At 71.7% G+C, this 15,726-nt stretch carries 14 protein-coding genes; 11 read left to right on the top strand and 3 right to left on the bottom strand.

The window, feature by feature from the left end; genetic code table 11:
• Positions 1-20 precede the first annotated feature (20 nt).
• The gene (locus tag Cs7R123_RS35300; RefSeq protein ID WP_212833073.1) at positions 21-713 is read right to left on the bottom strand and encodes a TetR/AcrR family transcriptional regulator; all 693 of its coding nucleotides are present in this window, start codon (positions 711-713) and stop codon (positions 21-23) included.
• Positions 714-813: 100 nt separating this feature from the next.
• Between Cs7R123_RS35300 and Cs7R123_RS35295 the strand changes: the two genes are divergently transcribed.
• The 6 genes from Cs7R123_RS35295 to ispG all read left to right on the top strand — a co-directional run bounded on the left by Cs7R123_RS35295 (position 814) and on the right by ispG (position 8,186).
• Positions 814-2,925: an MMPL family transporter gene (locus Cs7R123_RS35295; protein WP_212833072.1), complete on the top strand. Its 2,112-nt coding sequence runs from the start codon at positions 814-816 to the stop codon at positions 2,923-2,925.
• A 227-nt stretch (positions 2,926-3,152) separates the two neighbouring features.
• On the top strand, positions 3,153-3,734 hold the full coding sequence (locus Cs7R123_RS35290; protein WP_212833071.1) for a GNAT family N-acetyltransferase: 582 nt from the start codon (positions 3,153-3,155) through the stop codon (positions 3,732-3,734).
• 225 nt (positions 3,735-3,959) lie between these two features.
• Complete coding sequence (locus Cs7R123_RS35285) at positions 3,960-4,547, top strand: Uma2 family endonuclease (protein WP_212833069.1); 588 nt, start codon at positions 3,960-3,962, stop codon at positions 4,545-4,547.
• Between the two features lie 42 nt (positions 4,548-4,589).
• Entirely contained in the window at positions 4,590-5,789 is a 1,200-nt protein-coding gene (dxr, locus tag Cs7R123_RS35280; RefSeq protein WP_374707061.1) for a 1-deoxy-D-xylulose-5-phosphate reductoisomerase, read from the top strand.
• Positions 5,789-7,012 carry an RIP metalloprotease gene (locus Cs7R123_RS35275; protein ID WP_212833067.1) on the top strand — a complete coding sequence of 408 codons (1,224 nt, stop codon included), beginning with the start codon at positions 5,789-5,791 and terminating at the stop codon, positions 7,010-7,012. The genes dxr and Cs7R123_RS35275 overlap by 1 nt, the downstream gene beginning before the upstream one ends.
• Positions 7,013-7,019: 7 nt before the next feature.
• Positions 7,020-8,186 carry a flavodoxin-dependent (E)-4-hydroxy-3-methylbut-2-enyl-diphosphate synthase gene (ispG, locus tag Cs7R123_RS35270; RefSeq protein ID WP_212833065.1) on the top strand — a complete coding sequence of 389 codons (1,167 nt, stop codon included), beginning with the start codon at positions 7,020-7,022 and terminating at the stop codon, positions 8,184-8,186.
• 251 nt (positions 8,187-8,437) lie between these two features.
• On the opposite strand, the gene Cs7R123_RS35265 is transcribed toward ispG, so the two are convergent.
• Positions 8,438-9,055, bottom strand: a complete 618-nt coding sequence (locus Cs7R123_RS35265) for a PadR family transcriptional regulator (protein WP_374707060.1) — start codon at positions 9,053-9,055, stop codon at positions 8,438-8,440.
• Between the two features lie 120 nt (positions 9,056-9,175).
• Between Cs7R123_RS35265 and Cs7R123_RS35260 the strand changes: the two genes are divergently transcribed.
• Both Cs7R123_RS35260 and Cs7R123_RS35255 read left to right on the top strand, forming a co-directional pair.
• Complete coding sequence (locus Cs7R123_RS35260) at positions 9,176-10,012, top strand: DUF4081 domain-containing GNAT family N-acetyltransferase (RefSeq protein ID WP_212833063.1); 837 nt, start codon at positions 9,176-9,178, stop codon at positions 10,010-10,012.
• 161 nt (positions 10,013-10,173) lie between these two features.
• Entirely contained in the window at positions 10,174-10,689 is a 516-nt protein-coding gene (locus Cs7R123_RS35255; protein WP_212833061.1) for a hypothetical protein, read from the top strand.
• A gap of 205 nt (positions 10,690-10,894) precedes the next feature.
• Here the strand turns inward: Cs7R123_RS35255 and Cs7R123_RS35250 are convergent, their stop codons facing one another.
• Complete coding sequence (locus Cs7R123_RS35250) at positions 10,895-12,118, bottom strand: FAD-binding oxidoreductase (protein WP_212833059.1); 1,224 nt, start codon at positions 12,116-12,118, stop codon at positions 10,895-10,897.
• A gap of 143 nt (positions 12,119-12,261) precedes the next feature.
• Here Cs7R123_RS35250 and Cs7R123_RS35245 point away from each other — a divergent pair, with 143 nt between their 5' ends.
• The 3 genes from Cs7R123_RS35245 to Cs7R123_RS35235 are packed head-to-tail and all read left to right on the top strand — an operon-like array spanning position 12,262 to position 15,724.
• Positions 12,262-13,605: a glutamine synthetase family protein gene (locus tag Cs7R123_RS35245; protein WP_212833057.1), complete on the top strand. Its 1,344-nt coding sequence runs from the start codon at positions 12,262-12,264 to the stop codon at positions 13,603-13,605.
• A gap of 2 nt (positions 13,606-13,607) precedes the next feature.
• Entirely contained in the window at positions 13,608-14,951 is a 1,344-nt protein-coding gene (locus Cs7R123_RS35240) for an aldehyde dehydrogenase (protein WP_244872508.1), read from the top strand.
• A gap of 8 nt (positions 14,952-14,959) precedes the next feature.
• A complete protein-coding gene (locus Cs7R123_RS35235; RefSeq protein ID WP_212833053.1) occupies positions 14,960-15,724 on the top strand; it encodes a 3-oxoacyl-ACP reductase in 765 nt (254 codons plus the stop codon).
• Positions 15,725-15,726 lie beyond the last annotated feature (2 nt).

The raw sequence follows: 15,726 nt of genomic DNA, 5'->3' as shown, positions 1-15,726 counted from the left end.
TCAATCAGGCAACGGGCCGCTTACAGCGGCTTGACCTGCGCCGAGAAGAACGCGATCTCCGCTTCGAACAGCGGTTCGGTATCCACGCCGGTCCAGCTCAGCTGGTCGAACAGCTCGGCCGCGATCACGCCGTAGAGCCGGGTCCAGGAGGTCAGGAAGACGGCGGCGACCTCGACCGGCAGCTCGGGGAGATTGGGCAGGGCCTGGCCCAGGTGCGACAGGTCGACGTGGTCGAGGGCCGGCAGGCGGCCGTCGCGCCACAGCTCCACCATCGGCTCGATGAAGATGATCCCGAAGCGGGCGCCGGCGTGCTCCAGGTCGACGCACAGCTCGTGGAACTGCCCCACCCCCGGCAGCGGCGGCCCGAAGATCAGCGTCGCCTCGGGGCGGTGCGCCAGCGCCCACCGGCGCAGCTCGCGGGCCATCGCGATCAGGCGGGGGACCGCGTCGGCGGCGGGGCCGAGCGCGTCGCGGGCGGCCTCGCAGGCCTGGCGCAGTTCGCCGTAGAGGTCCGTGCACAGGTCGATGACCAGGGCGTCCAGGGCGGGGAAGTAGCGGTAGAGCGCGGCGGCGGTCATACCCATGTCGCGGGCGATGGCCCGCAGGGAGACGGCTGCCGGACCGCCCGCCACCAGCTGTGCCCGCGCCAGCTCCTTGATCTCGGCCAGGGTGCGCTCGCGCAGGCGTTCGCGCCGGTGTGAGGTGTCCGACATGAGGCTCCCTTGACTGAAGTGAACGTCGTCCGCGAAAGTAAACGGCGTTCACTCAACTGAGTGGCGTAAACAGCATACCGAACGTTCCGGGGAGGAACTGATGTTCGCGTGGTGGGGGCGCGCCGTCGTACGGCTGCGCTGGTGGGTGCTGATCGCCGCGGCCGTGGTCGTCGGCCTCGGCGCGACCTGGGGCGGGGCCGTCTTCAACGACCTGACCAGCGGCGGGTTCAACGATCCCGGCAGCCCGTCCAGCAGGGCGCAGGAGCAGATCACCGCGGCGCTCGGGCGCCAGAACATCGACGTGCTCGCGCTGTACAGCTCCGGCACGCTCACCGTCGACGACCCCGCCTTCAGTCAGGCCGTCGGCGCCGTCGCCACCGGCCTGACCGGCCGCACCGAGGTCACCAGCATCGTCACCGGCTACGCCCCGGGCGCACCGCCGGTCTTCTTCTCCACCGACCGGCACGCCACGTACGTCGCGATCCAGCTGCGGGACGGGGACGAGAACCACAAGCTCGACGACCTCGCGGCGATCGAGTCGGCGCTGCGGGCCGGCGGCGGGCTCACCACCGAGGTCGGCGGGCTCATCCCGTTCCTCGACGACGCCAACGAGCAGATCAGCCAGGACATCACCAAGGCCGAGCTGATCAGCATGCCGATCCTGCTGCTCCTGCTGGTGTTCATCTTCCGCGGCCTGGTCGCCGCCGCGACCCCGCTGTTCGTCGGCATCCTCGCCGTGCTCGGCGCGTTCACCGCGGTACGGCTGATCGCCCAGGTCACCGAGGTCTCCGTGTTCGCCGTCAACATCATCACGATGCTGGGGCTGGGCATGGCGATCGACTACGCACTGTTCGTGGTGAACAGGTTCCGGGAGGAGCTCGCCGCGGGGCGGACCTCCGCCGAGGCCGTGGCCGCGACGATCACCACCGCCGGGCGTACCGTCGCGGTCTCCGGACTCACCGTGGCGCTCGCGCTGGCCAGCCTGCTGATCTTCCCGATGGCCTTCCTCAAGTCCATGGCCTGGGGCGGCATGGCCGCGGTCCTCGTGGCCATGGTCGCCGCGCTCACCGCCCTGCCCGCCCTGCTCGCGGTCCTCGGCCCGAAGGTCAACGCGCTGCGCGTGCCGCTGCCGCGCCTGTTCCGCCCCAGGCCGCAGGCCGAAGGCGGCTGGGCCCGCATCGCGCGCAGCGTCATGCGCCGCCCGGTGCTGTACGCGCTCGGCGTCGCCGCCGTGCTGCTGCTCACCGCCACGCCGTTCCTGCGCGCCCAGTTCGGCGGGTTCGACGAGCGGGTGCTGCCCGAGGGCACCGAGTCGCGCACCGTCACCGCGCGGCTGGCCGACGAGTTCCCCGGCGGCAGCGCGGCCCCGATCAGCGTCCTGGTCACCGGCCCCGGCGCCGACGGCCTCGCCGTCACGATCAAGACGATCCCCGACGTGACCGACGCGCGGATCACCGCCCAGCGCGGCGACAGCACGCTGATCTCGGTCGCGTACCCGGGCGAGGCCGCGTCGCCGCTCGCCCGCGACGTGGTCAGGGCCATCCGCGACCTGCCCGCACCCGCCGGGGCCACCGTCATGGTCGGCGGGCGGCCCGCAGCCGACCTCGACCAGCTCGACACCATCGGGCAGCGGCTGCCGTGGATGCTCGGCATGGTCGCGCTCAGCACGTTCCTGCTGCTCTTCCTGGCCTTCGGGTCGGTGGTGCTGCCGCTCAAGGCGATCGTCATGAACGTGATCTCGATCGGCGCGTCGTTCGGCATCGTCGTGTGGATCTTCCAGGACGGGCACCTGTCCGACTGGCTCGGCTTCACCGTCACCGGGTTCCTGGAACCCGGCAACCAGGTGCTGATGCTCGCGGTGCTGTTCGGGCTCGCCACCGACTACGAGGTGTTCCTGCTGTCGCGGATCCGCGAGGAGTGGGACGCCACCGGCGACAACACCCAGGCGGTGGCGTCGGGGCTGCAGCGGACCGGCGGGATCATCACCGCGGCCGCACTGCTGCTGATGGTCGTGCTGGGCGGCTTCGCCACCGGGGGTACGACCACGATCAAGGTGCTCGGGGTCGGCATGGTCGTGGCCGTGGCCATCGACGCGGCACTGGTGCGCGCGGTGCTGGTGCCCGCGACGATGCGGCTGCTGGGCCGCTGGAACTGGTGGGCGCCCGGCCGCCTGGGCGCCGTCTACCGCCGCTACGGCCTCAAGGAGGCCTGACCGGCGCCGGTGATCGCTGTCTCCGGTCAGAACCCGCGCTCGCAACGCAGCTTCCGACCGCTGACAGCGATCACCACGCCCGAGCGGCGACTTGATCGGCGTTTCGGGTCATGAACTGGCGCTGGGGTGCAGGGAACGACCGCGAACAGCGATCACCGTGTTGCGCGGACCTGGCACCGGTGCGCGAGCCCGTTGGCATAGCGCGGCGGCGTGGCGATACTGCCCGGATGCGGGAAGAGGATGAAGGCGGGCGCGGCGGCGCCGTCGCGGAGACCGAGCGGCTGATCGTCCGGGAGTGGGCGGACACGCCTGCCGATGTCGACCGGACGTTCGACATCTACCGGCGGGACGAGGTCACCCGCTGGCTCGGCATGCCGGTCCCGCTGGCGACGCGCGAGCAGGCACAGGCCGCGGTCGTACGGCGCGTCGAGGGGTACGCGGCCCAGCCCGGCTACGGCCTGTGGGCGGTGCAGGTGCGCGGGTCCGGCCTCGTCGCCGGTTCCGTGGCGCTCAAGCCGCTGCCCGAGCCCGACGACGGCGTCCCCGGTGCGGGGGAGGTGGAGATCGCGTGGCATCTCCACCCCGACTCGTGGGGGCGCGGCTACGCCACCGAGGCGGCGCGGGCCCTGCTCGGGTACGCGTTCACCCGCCTGGCCCTGCCCGAGGTCCACGCCATCGCGAAGCCCGACAACGCCCCGTCCCTGGCCGTGATGCGCCGCCTGGGCATGACCCACCTCGGCCGCACCGCCCGCTGGTACGCCATGCCCGCCGAGCACTACGTCGCCCACCCGGCCGCCCTTACACCGTAGGCCGTAGGTAGTTCGTGCAGTTTCGGGGAAAGTGCACGAATGCGGCTCAAGATTCCCGCACTTTCCCCGAAACTGCACCAGCCGCTCTGGGCGAGCGCGCCAAGATCAGTGGTTTCGGTCAGAAGCTGCTGTTTTGGTGTCCGATGGGTGACAAATGACGGGTCGTAGTGAGCGCGGTTAGGCTGTGGGCAGCAGACTCTCCCGGCGGAAGGGGGTGGATTCGCCATGGCGGCACCGATACGGCTGCGCTTGGACCGCATCGAAGAACTGACCGAGGTCCAGGAATGGACCGGTGAACTGGCGCTGCGTCTGCTCCCGGAAACGAACGGCCCCAAAGTCGAGGTCTTCCACGGGAGTGTGATCGTGTCCCCGCACGCCAACATGGACCACCAGTCGATCATGCGCGAGATCGTCTACCGCCTTCATGCGGCGGCCCGCGCAGTCGGCTACTGGGCATATCCGGAGAACAACCTGCTTTCCGGAGATGACCTGTTCATACCCGACTTCGGGGTCTACAGGGTGTCGGGCGCGGGCCGGGTGTCGATGGACATCGCGGATGCGGTGCTGCTGGGGGAGATCGTGTCGCCGGGGAACCGGCGCAAGGACATCATCGACCGGCCCAAGCAGTACGCCGACGCCGGAGTGCCGTGGTTCCTGCGGGTCGAGTGCCACAACCGGGTGCCGTCGCTCGTGCTGCACGAGCTGATCGACGGCGCGTACCGGACGGTGGCCTCGGCTACCGCTGGATCGACGTTCGTGATGCGCGAGCCGTTCGCGTTCGAGATCGACCCCGCGGTGCTGCTCGACGAGTAGCCCGGCAGGGGGAGCGGCGGGCGGCTCGGCGAGAATGGGCTGATGGACCCCCGCGAGATAGTGCTGCTCGGCTCGACCGGCTCGATCGGCACGCAGGCGATCGACATCGTGCGCCGCAACCCGGACCGGTTCCGCGTCGTGGCCCTCGGGGCCGGCGGCGGCAACGTGGAGCTGCTCGCCGCGCAGGCGCTGGAGCTGGGCGTCGAAGCGGTCGGCGTGGCGAAGGCGACCGCGGCGCAGGATCTCCAGCTGGCGTTCTACGCCGAGGCGCAGCGGCGCGGCTGGTCGTCCGGGGACTTCAAGCTTCCGAAGATCATGGCTGGCCCGCAGGCGATGACCGAGCTCGCCGAGTGGCCCGCGGATCTGGTGCTCAACGGGGTGGTCGGCTCACTGGGCCTGGCGCCGACGCTGGCCGCGCTGAAGGCCGGGCGGCTGCTCGCCCTGGCCAACAAGGAGTCGCTGGTCGCGGGTGGCCCGCTGGTGCGCGCGGCGGCGGCGCCGGGGCAGATCATCCCGGTCGACAGCGAGCACTCGGCGCTGGCGCAGTGCCTGCGCGGCGGCTCGCGGGCCGAGGTGCGGCGGCTGATCCTGACCGCGTCCGGCGGCGCGTTCCGGGGTCGGCGGCGCGAGGAGCTGACCGGGGTCACGGTCGAGGAGGCGCTCAAGCACCCGACCTGGGACATGGGCCCGGTGGTGACGATCAACTCGGCCACGCTGGTGAACAAGGGCCTTGAGGTGATCGAGGCGCACGAGCTTTTCGGGATCTCGTACGACGACATCGAGGTGATGGTGCACCCGCAGTCGGTGCTGCACTCCCTGGTCGAGTTCACCGACGGGTCGACGCTGGCGCAGGCCAGCCCGCCGGACATGCGGCTGCCGATCGCGCTGGGCCTGGGCTGGCCGGAGCGGGTGCCGGGAGCGGCCGCGCCGGTCGACTGGACCCTGGCGCACAACTGGGAGCTGCGCCCGCTGGACACCGAGGCCTTCCCGGCCGTCGAGCTGGCCAAGGCCGCGGGCCGGGCCGGGCGGTGCCGTCCGGCGATCTACAACGCGGCCAACGAGGAGTGTGTGGCGGCTTTCACAGCCGGGCGGCTGCCGTTCCTGGCGATCGTCGACACCGTGGCGGAGATCCTCTCCGGTGCGCCGGACTACGACGAACCGGGTACGGTCGATGACGTGCTCGCCGCCGAGCACTGGGCGCGTACCCGGGCTCACGAACTGATCAAGGAGAAAGGTGCCTGATGACCTACCTCGTCGGGTTGCTCCTGTTCGCGCTGGCGATCCTGATCTCGGTCAGTCTCCACGAGGCCGGGCACATGAGCACCGCCAAGGCCTTCGGCATGAAGGTCACGCGCTATTTCGTCGGCTTCGGGCCGACGCTCTGGTCGTTCAAGCGCGGTGAGACCGAGTACGGCGTCAAGGGCATCCCCCTCGGCGGCTTCGTGCGGATCACGGGCATGACCCCGCAGGACGAGGACGCCGACGACGAGCGCGCCATGTGGCGCTACCCGGTGTGGAAGCGGACGATCGTGATGTCGGCCGGGTCGATGGTGCACTTCATCCTCGCCGCGGTCGCCCTGTTCTTCGTGGCGATCTTCTCCGGCCTGCCGAACCCGGCGCTGCCGCGCGGCAACGAGATCAACGCCCAGCCCGCCGTGCTGGACGTGCAGCCGTGCGTCGTACCGGCGCTGCCCCTGCGCGACTGCGCCGCCGGTGACCCCCAGAGCCCGGCCACCACGGCGGGCCTGCGCAACGGCGACCGCATCACCGCGGTGAACGGGACCGAGGTCGGCACCTGGGAGCAGGCGGTCGCGAAGATCCGGCCGCTGGAGGCGGGCAAGCCCGCGACCCTGACCGTCGTCCGCGACGGCGCGGTGCAGCAGGTGACGGTGACCCCGGCGGCGGTCGAGCGGAAGATGACCGACGGCAGCACCAAGAAGGTGTCGGCCATCGGTGTGGGCCTGACCCCGACCATCCCGTTCACGGTCCGCTACTCGCCCGGTGCGGCCATCGGCGCCTCGGCCGACTTCGCCGGGGTGATGGCGAAGGGCACCTTCGAGGCGATGAAGGAGTTCCCGCAGCGGATCCCGAACCTGTTCTCGGCCATCGCGGGCGAGGAGCGGGACCCGAACACCCCGATCAGCGTGGTCGGCGCGAGCCGGCTGGGCGGCGAGGCCGTCGAGAAGGGCCTCTGGGACGTCTTCTGGATGCTGTTCATCTCGCTGAACCTGTTCGTGGGCGTGTTCAACCTGCTGCCGCTGCTTCCCCTTGACGGGGGACATATCGCGATCGCCTGGTTCGAGAGAATCAGGTCATGGGTCTACGCTCGGTTGCGCAAGCCCGACCCGGGCCGGGTCGACTACTTCAAGCTCATGCCCCTGACCTACACGGTCATCCTGATCTTCGGTGCGTTCACGCTACTGACCGTCACCGCGGACCTCGTCAACCCCATCACGATCAAGTGAGAGAACTGTGACTGCGATCAACCTGGGTATGCCGGCCGCTCCTCCCGCGCCGCTCTCGCCCCGGCGCCAGAGCCGGCAGATCATGGTCGGCTCGGTGCCGGTCGGCGGCGGTGCGCCGATCAGCGTCCAGTCGATGACGACCACGCTGACCTCGGACGTGAACGCGACCCTGCAGCAGATCGCGGAGCTGACCGCGTCCGGCTGCCAGATCGTGCGCGTGGCCGTGCCGTCCCAGGACGACGTGGAGGCGCTGCCCGCGATCGCGAGGAAGTCGCCGATCCCCGTGATCGCCGACATCCACTTCCAGCCGAAGTACGTCTTCGCGGCGATCGACGCGGGCTGCGCGGCCGTACGGGTCAACCCGGGCAACATCCGGCAGTTCGACGACAAGGTCAAGGAGATCGCGGCGGCCGCCTCGGCGGCCGGGACGCCGATCCGCATCGGCGTCAACGCCGGTTCGCTGGACAAGCGCCTGCTGGAGAAGTACGGCAAGGCCACGCCGGAGGCGCTGGTGGAGTCGGCGCTGTGGGAGTGCTCGCTGTTCGAGGAGCACGGGTTCCGTGACATCAAGATCAGCGTCAAGCACAACGACCCGGTCGTGATGGTCAAGGCCTACCGGCTGCTGGCGCAGAAGTGCGACTACCCGCTGCACCTCGGCGTCACCGAGGCGGGCCCGGCGTTCCAGGGCACCGTCAAGTCGGCGGTGGCGTTCGGCTCGCTGCTGGCCGACGGCATCGGCGACACCATCCGGGTGTCGCTGTCGGCCCCGCCGGTCGAGGAGATCAAGGTCGGCACCGCGATCCTGGAGGCGCTGGGCCTGAAGGAGCGCGGCCTGGAGATCGTCTCCTGCCCGTCCTGCGGCCGCGCCCAGGTCGACGTGTACACGCTGGCCGAGCAGGTCACCGCCGCGCTGGAGGGCTTCCCGGCCCCGCTGCGGGTCGCGGTCATGGGCTGCGTCGTGAACGGTCCGGGCGAGGCGCGCGAGGCCGACCTCGGGGTCGCCTCGGGCAACGGCAAGGGCCAGATCTTCGTCAAGGGCGTGGTCATCAAGACCGTGCCCGAGTCGATGATCGTGGAGACGCTGGTCGAGGAGGCGATGAAGATCGCCGAGGAGCTGGGCATCGACCCGCTGGGCGACGGCGAGCCCGCCAGCCCGCTGGTGACCGTGCACTGAAGTCACGCGCATACGGCTGAGGCCGCTGGATCCGAGCTCGGATCCAGCGGCCTCAGCCGTATCGGAACCGGCCGGCGCGGTAGGCCGCAGCTGTCGTCACGCCTGGGCCGCCCCGCTCGCACCTAGCATTGACGCTGGCCTATCTAGAAGACAGATCTTGGAGAATCGTCTTCTAGATAGGCCAGCGTCAATGAAAAAACGGGTGACGGTGGGCGCGCGTGCCGTGGGGGCGCGCGGCCCGGGTCACGTGGTCACTCGGCGAGGATGCCGTACAGGCGGCGGCGGGCGTCGACCAGGACCTCCAGGGCCTGCTGGCGCTGGGCCTCGGTGCCGCTGACGCCGATCTGCCGCAGCGCCTCCATCAGCGCCACGCCCGCCTGACGGAACTCCTGGGCCTGGGCGATGTGGTCGGCGTCGAACTGCTGCCAGGGCTGGCGGCCGCCGTTGTCGGCGGTCTGCGCCGCCTCGGTCTGGCCGGCCTCGGTGAGCGAGAACCGCTTGCGGCCGCCGCTCTCCTCGCTGACGATCAGGCCCTCGTCCTCCAGCAGCTGGAGGGTGGGGTAGATCGAGCCGGGGCTGGGGCGCCATACGCCGCCGGTGCGGTTCTCCAGCTCGGAGATCATCTCGTACCCGTGCATGGGCCTTTCCTTGAGCAGGCCCAGGACCGCCGCGCGGACATTGCCGCGCCGTCCCCGGCCCCCGCCCCGCCCGTGGCCGCGCCCGCCGGGACCGAAGCCGCCGCCGAACGGCGGGCGCATCGGGCCGAAGGCGAACAGCCGGGGGTCGTGGTGGCCGTGGCGGTGGCCGTCGTGGCCGTGCTCATGGCGGTCGTGGTGGCGCATCCGGCGCTCGTGGTGGTGTCGCAACATGTCGTACCCCTATCGGTGATGTGTCGGCGATACGTTAACGATATATCGGCAACGTATCGGAACGCAAGCACTCTCAGGGTTACCCCTGGCATGGCGCGAAGATCTCACTAGGCTGTGGTCATGCTCACCCTCCCGGTGCGGCAGTTGGCCGAGGCTGACCGCGCCGCAGTGGAACGTCTCCTCGCGGCGAATCCGATCGCGGCGGCGCAGGTGGCTGAGCGGGTGGCCGTGCGCGGTCTGGGCTGGCGCGCAGACGGGCGGCTGTACGGGTACGGCGGCCGCCGCCAGCCCGAGGCGGTGCTCTGGTCGGGCGGCCAGGTGTCCCCGGTCGGCGCGAACGCCGCCGCGGTCGACGCGTTCGCCGACATGATCAGCGTGCAGCCGCGCGTGTGCGCGTCGCTGGTCGGCGAGGCCGAGTCGGTGCTCGCCATGTGGGAGCGGCTGCGCCCGAGCTGGGGGCCGGAACGGACGGTCCGCACCTGCCAGCCGCTGCTGGTGCTGGACACCATCCCGTCGGTCAAGCCCGACCCGCTGGTGCGCCCGGTGCGGCCCGACGAGGTGGACCTGGTCTTCCCGGCGTCGGTGGCGATGTACACAGAGGAGGTCGGGGTGTCGCCGCTGGGCGAGGACGGCGGGCGCGGGTACCGGGGGCGGGTCGCGGAGCTGGCGCGCGCCGGCCGGTCGTACGCCCGGATCGTCGACGGCCAGGTGGTCTTCAAGGCCGAGCTGGCCGTCGTGACCCGGCACACCGCGCAGATCCAGGGGGTATGGGTCGCGCCCGGACACCGCGGGCACGGCTACGCCGCCGCCGGGATGGCCGCGGTGGTGCGCGACGCGCTGCGCCGGGTCGCCCCGACGGTCAGCCTGTACGTCAACGACTACAACGCCCCGGCCCGCCGCGTGTACGACCGCCTCGGGTTCCGCCAGGTCGGCGTCTTCGCGACCGTCCTGTTCTGACACCGCCCCGATCATGGCGCCGCGGTTGCGGCGATGGAACTTCCACGCGCGCCACGCCGCAGTCACGACCCCGGGTATCGTGACTTTCGGCACTTCGGTAACTACTTTGGGTAACGATTGGTGCTGACCACATGTGACGGGCCGGCGAGGTGACAACCCCGATGGGGCGGATCGTTAAACAACTCTCTGAAACCACCACGAAGTACTACTGGTATCCCGGAGAGAAGCAGGAGTGGATCCGCGCCGTCATCGCCGTCGGCAGCGGCGGCGCCGCCGGAGCGCTGATGATGCTGCTCACCCGCGACAGCCTCGTCGCCGTGACCGTGGGCTGCTCGGTCTGCCTGGCCGTGGCCGGGTTCAACTTCGGGCGGCGCGACGCCAAGGCGCTCGGCGGGTTCCCGGACCTCAACGACAAGGCGGCCCGGCGGGCGGCGGTGGCGCACACGGGCCGGGCGGTGTGGCGGGCGAGCGTGCACGGGCTGGGCGGGGCGGTCGCGGCGATCGTGGTGCTGAACCTGCCGCACACCGGCTGGCTGGCCGACTGGCTGCTGCCCGTCGTGCCCGCCGTGGTCGGCGCGCTGGCCCACCAGACCGGCATGATCTGGTCCCAGCTCGCCAGCACCGTCGAGACCACCGGCCCCGCCGCCGCCCCCACCCCCAAACCCTCCACCGACTGACCGCGCGCTTTGGTGGCCAAGTTGCCGGGCAATCGGGGGAAGACGGCCCGTCTTTCCCCTGATTGCCCGGCAACTTGCGCGAGGGCCGGGGCGGCCGGCTCGCCGCCGCGATGGTGATCACGGTGGTGGGGTGGGGACACGCCGTCGAACACGGCCATAAGTTCATGATCGACGGGGTAGAGCGGGGCCGGGCCGGGGGCCGGGGTCAGGCGCGGCGGAGGGTGTCGAGGGCGCGGGTGGTGAGCCAGTCGCGGGTGGCGGCGGGTGGGCCGAAACGGTCGGGGAGCAGGGCGGCCAGGTCCCAGGTGGAGGTGCCGGTGGTGATCCATTCGGCCAGGTGGCGGCCGAGGCCGCCCGCGAGGGCCATGCCGTGGAGGCCGCCGCCGGCCGCGATCCAGAGGCCGGGCACGGTGGTCGGGCCGGCCACGGGGGCGCCGTCGGGGGTGTAGGCCTCGACTCCGTGCATGATCTTCGCCAGCCGTACCCGGGCCAGTTCGGGCATCCGGCGCTGGGCCAGCTCCCACAGCGGCGCGAACGCCGCCTCGTCCGGCTCGGCCAGCTCGCGCGCCTTGGCCAGGGGTTCGGCATCCCCGGCGGGCCAAACCGCGCGCGGGTCGGGGCGGCTGCCGCCCACGATCACGGCGCCGTTGGCGGCGCGCAGGTAGAACTGCTGCTCGGGCACCCGGCAGGTGGGGGTGCGGTCGGCGTCGAGCGCGGGATGCAGCACCTCGGTCACGCCGTACTGGTGCAGGACCGGCACCACGGGCACCCCGATCCCGGCCAGCGCGCCGATCGCGCCCGCCGCCGCCCCGGCCGCGTTGACCACGACCGGGGTCTCGATCACGCCGTCGCTGGTATGGACGGCGCGCACCGCCCCGCCGGTGGTGTCGAGGCCGGTGACCCGTACCCCCGTGCGGATGTGCACGCCGTGCGTCCGGGCGCCCGCGGTCAGCGCGTTGACGAAGTCCTTGGGCCGGACGAACCCTTCGCCGGGCAGCCACGCCGCCGCCTGCACGTCGGCCAGGTCCAGCCGCGGGGCCAGGCCCATGGTGGCCGAGGCGCCGCGCAGCTCCAGCGGCACGCCGAGTTCGTCGGCGCGGCGGGCCAGCCGCCGCAGCTCGTCGACGTGGGCGTGCGTCAGGGCCAGCCGCAGCCCGCCGACCGGCCGCCAGCCCGGGTCCTGCCCCGTCTCGGCGCGCAGCGTCGCGGCCAGCGCGGGCAGGTAGCCGGCCAGCCGGGTGTGCCAGGCCGGGCCGTCGGGGCCGCGCATCGCGGTGACGAACCCGGCGGTGTGCCAGGTCGTCCCCTCGGTCAGTTCGTGCTGCTCCAGCAGCACCGTGTCGCGCCAGCCGGCCCGGCCGAGATGGTAGGCCAGCGAGCAGCCGATGACGCCGCCCCCGATGATGACCGCCGGTGCACTCGCTCCCATTCGGTCAGTGGTAATCGATCGGCCCGCATAACGGAAGGGCTCGGTCACGATTTTGCACCGAGTGGGGTCCGCGGATGACGGCGCGGAGAACGAATCATGCAAGTGGTTGACGCCGGTCAGCCGTGCCGGTAGACCTGGGAGGCATGTGGTCGGTGGAGCGCCTGCGCGCGCTGGTCGAGGCGGGCGACATCGACACGGTGCTGCTCGCGATGACGGACATGCAGGGGCGCCTGCAGGGCAAGCGCCTGCACGCGTCCTACTTCCTGGACGAGGTGGTGGGGCACGGCAGCGAGGCGTGCAACTACCTGCTCGCGGTCGACGTCGAGATGACCCCGGTCGACGGCTACGCCGTCTCCGGCTGGTCGCAGGGGTATGGCGACTTCGTGCTCGCCCCCGACTTCGACACCCTGCGCCCGCTGCCCTGGCTGCCCGGCACCGCGCTGGTGCTGGCCGACGTGACGTGGCTGGACGGCAGCCCGGTGGTGCAGTCGCCCCGGCAGATCCTGCGCCGCCAGCTCGACCGCCTGGCCGAGCGCGGCCTCACCGCGTACGTGGGGACGGAGCTGGAGTTCGTCGTCTACGCCGACACGTACGAGCAGGCGGCCGCGAAGCGCTACCAGGGGCTGACCCCCGCCAACGGGTACAACGTGGACTACTCGCTGCTGGGCACCACGAAGGTGGAGCCGCTGCTGCGGGGCATCCGGCTGGCGATGGCCGGGGCGGGGCTGGCGCCGGAGAGCGCCAAGGGCGAGTGCAACCTCGGCCAGCACGAGATCGCCTTCCGCTACGCCGAGGCGCTCAAGACCGCCGATCAGCACAGCATCTACAAGCACGGGGCCAAGGAGATCGCCGCCGCGCAGGGCATGTCGCTGACCTTCATGGCCAAGCCGAACCAGCGCGAGGGCAACTCGTGCCACATCCACTTCTCGCTGCGCGATGAGGACGGCCGGCCCGTGATGGCCGACGGGCACTCGCTGAGCACGCTGGGGGAGCGGGTGCTGGCCGGGCTGCTGGCGACCACGACCGAGCTGAGCGTGCTGTACGCGCCGAACATCAACTCGTACAAGCGCTACCAGGCGGGCTCGTTCGCGCCGACGGCGCTGCGCTGGGGCCGCGACAACCGCACCTGCGCGCTGCGCCTGGTCGGGCACGACCACTCGCTGCGGGTGGAGCACCGCTCGCCGGGCGGCGACGTGAACCCGTACCTGGCGATCGCGGCGCTGGTCGCGGGCGCGCTGCACGGCATCGACCGGGAGCTGGAGCTGGAGCCGGAGTTCCGCGGCAACGCGTACGGCGACCCCGGCGCGCCCCGGATGCCCGCCACGCTGCGCGACGCGCTGATGCGCTGGGAGTCCTCGGCGGTGGCCCGGGACGCGTTCGGCGACGAGGTGGTCGAGCACTACGGCCACGCCGCCAAGGTCGAGCTGGCCGCCTTCGACGCGGCCGTGACGGACTGGGAACTGGTACGGGGGTTCGAGCGCCTGTGAAGATCGTCAATCCGGTCACCGAGGAACTGATCACCTCGGTCGAGCCGGTCGATGCGGCGGGCGTGGACGCGGCGGTGCGCCGCGCGGCCAAGGCCTTCGAGAGCTGGCGGCACGTGTCTCCGGGCGACCGGGCGCGGCTGCTGCGCCGCTTCGCGGCCGTGGTCGACGCGCACGTCGAGGAGCTGGCCCAGCTGGAGATCGACAACGCGGGGCACACGGTCGGCAACGCCCGCTGGGAGGCGGGCAACGTCCGCGACCTGCTGGACTACTACGCGGGCGCGCCGGAGCGGCTGTGCGGGCGGCAGATCCCGGTGGCGGGCGGCTGGGACGTGACGTTCCACGAGCCGCTGGGCGTGGTCGGCGTGATCGTGCCGTGGAACTTCCCGATGCCGATCGCGGCCTGGGGCTTCGCGCCCGCGCTGGCCGCGGGCAACACCGTGATCGTGAAACCGGCCGAGGCGACCCCGCTGACCGCGCTGCGCCTGGCCGAGCTGGCGCTGGCGGCCGGACTGCCCGAGGGCGTGCTCCAGGTGCTGCCGGGGCACGGCGAGGTGACCGGGCACGCGCTGGTGACCCATCCGGGCGTACGCAAGATCTGCTTCACCGGCTCGCTGGAGGTCGGCCGCCAGATCATGGCCGACTGCGCCGCCGACCTGACCCGGGTGACCCTGGAACTGGGCGGCAAGAGCAGCACCCTGCTGTTCGCCGACGCGGACCTGCCGGCGGCCGCCGCCGCACTGCCCGGGGCCGTCTTCGACAACGCCGGACAGGACTGCTGCGCCCGCTCCCGCCTGCTCGTCCAGCGCTCGGTGTACGACGAGTTCCTGTCCCTGCTGGAGCCCGTCGTGGCGGCCTGGCGCTGCGGCGACCCGCGCGACCCGGCGACCGGCATGGGGCCGCTGATCACCGCCGAGCACCGCGAGCGGGTCCGGGCCGGGGTGGGCGACGCCCGGGTGCTGATGCGCGGCGAGGCGCCGCACGGTCCCGGCTGGTGGCACCCGGCCACGGTGCTGGCCGCGGGCGCCCCCGGCGAGCCGCACTGGCAGCAGGAGATCTTCGGGCCGGTGCTGTCGGTGCTGCCGTTCGACGACGAGGCCGAGGCGGTCCGGCTGGCCAACGACACGCCGTACGGGCTGTCGGGCTCGATCTGGACCCGGGATGTGGGTCGGGCGCTGCGGTTGGCGCGCGCGGTCGAGGCCGGGGTGCTCAGCGTCAACTCGCACTCGTCGGTGCGCTACTGGACGCCGTTCGGCGGGGCCAAGCAGTCCGGCATGGGCCGCGAGCTCGGCCCGGACGCCCCGCTGGCGTTCACCGAGACCAAGAACGTCTTCATCGCTACGAGCTAAGGACACAGGTGCAGCGACTTCAGGACCGGGTGGCGGTCATCAGCGGTGCGGCCAGCGGGATCGGCGCCGCCACGGCGCGGCGTTTCGCGGCCGAGGGGGCGTACGTGGTCTGCGTCGACCTCGCCGCCGACGCGGGCAAGCGGATCGCCGAGGAGGTGGGCGGCGAGTTCGTGCAGTGCGACGTCAGCGACGAGGCGCAGGTGCGCGAGCTGTTCGACGGCGTCGCCGCGCGGCGCGGGCGGCTCGACATCGCGTTCAACAACGCCGGGATCTCCCCGCCCGACGACGACTCGATCCTCGACACCGGCCTGGACGCCTGGGAGCGGGTGATCCGGGTCAACACCACCAGCGTCTACCTGTGCTGCAAGTACGCGCTGCCGCACATGCTCGCCGCGGGCAAGGGCTCGATCATCAACACGGCGAGTTTCGTCGCCCTGATGGGCGCCGCGACCAGTCAGATCGCTTACACCGCGAGCAAGGGCGGGGTACTGTCGATGAGCCGGGAGCTGGGCGTGCAGTTCGCCCGGCAGGGGGTGCGGGTCAACGCGCTGTGCCCCGGACCGGTGGCCACGCCGCTGCTGATGGAGCTGTTCGCGAAGGATCCGGAGCGGGCGGCTCGCCGACTTGTCCATGTACCGATGGGCCGGTTCGCCGAGCCCGAAGAGATCGCGGCGGCGGTAGCCTTTCTCGCCAGTGACGATTCATCCTTCGTCACCGCCTCCCAGTTCATCGTGGACGGAGGCATTACCGGCGCCTACGTGACACCGTTGTGAGC

The organism is Catellatospora sp. TT07R-123, assembly GCF_018327705.1.
Lineage (GTDB): Bacteria > Actinomycetota > Actinomycetes > Mycobacteriales > Micromonosporaceae > Catellatospora.
The sequence above is the reverse complement of the archived record's forward strand: the minus strand, read 5'-3'. Positions and strand labels throughout refer to the sequence as shown.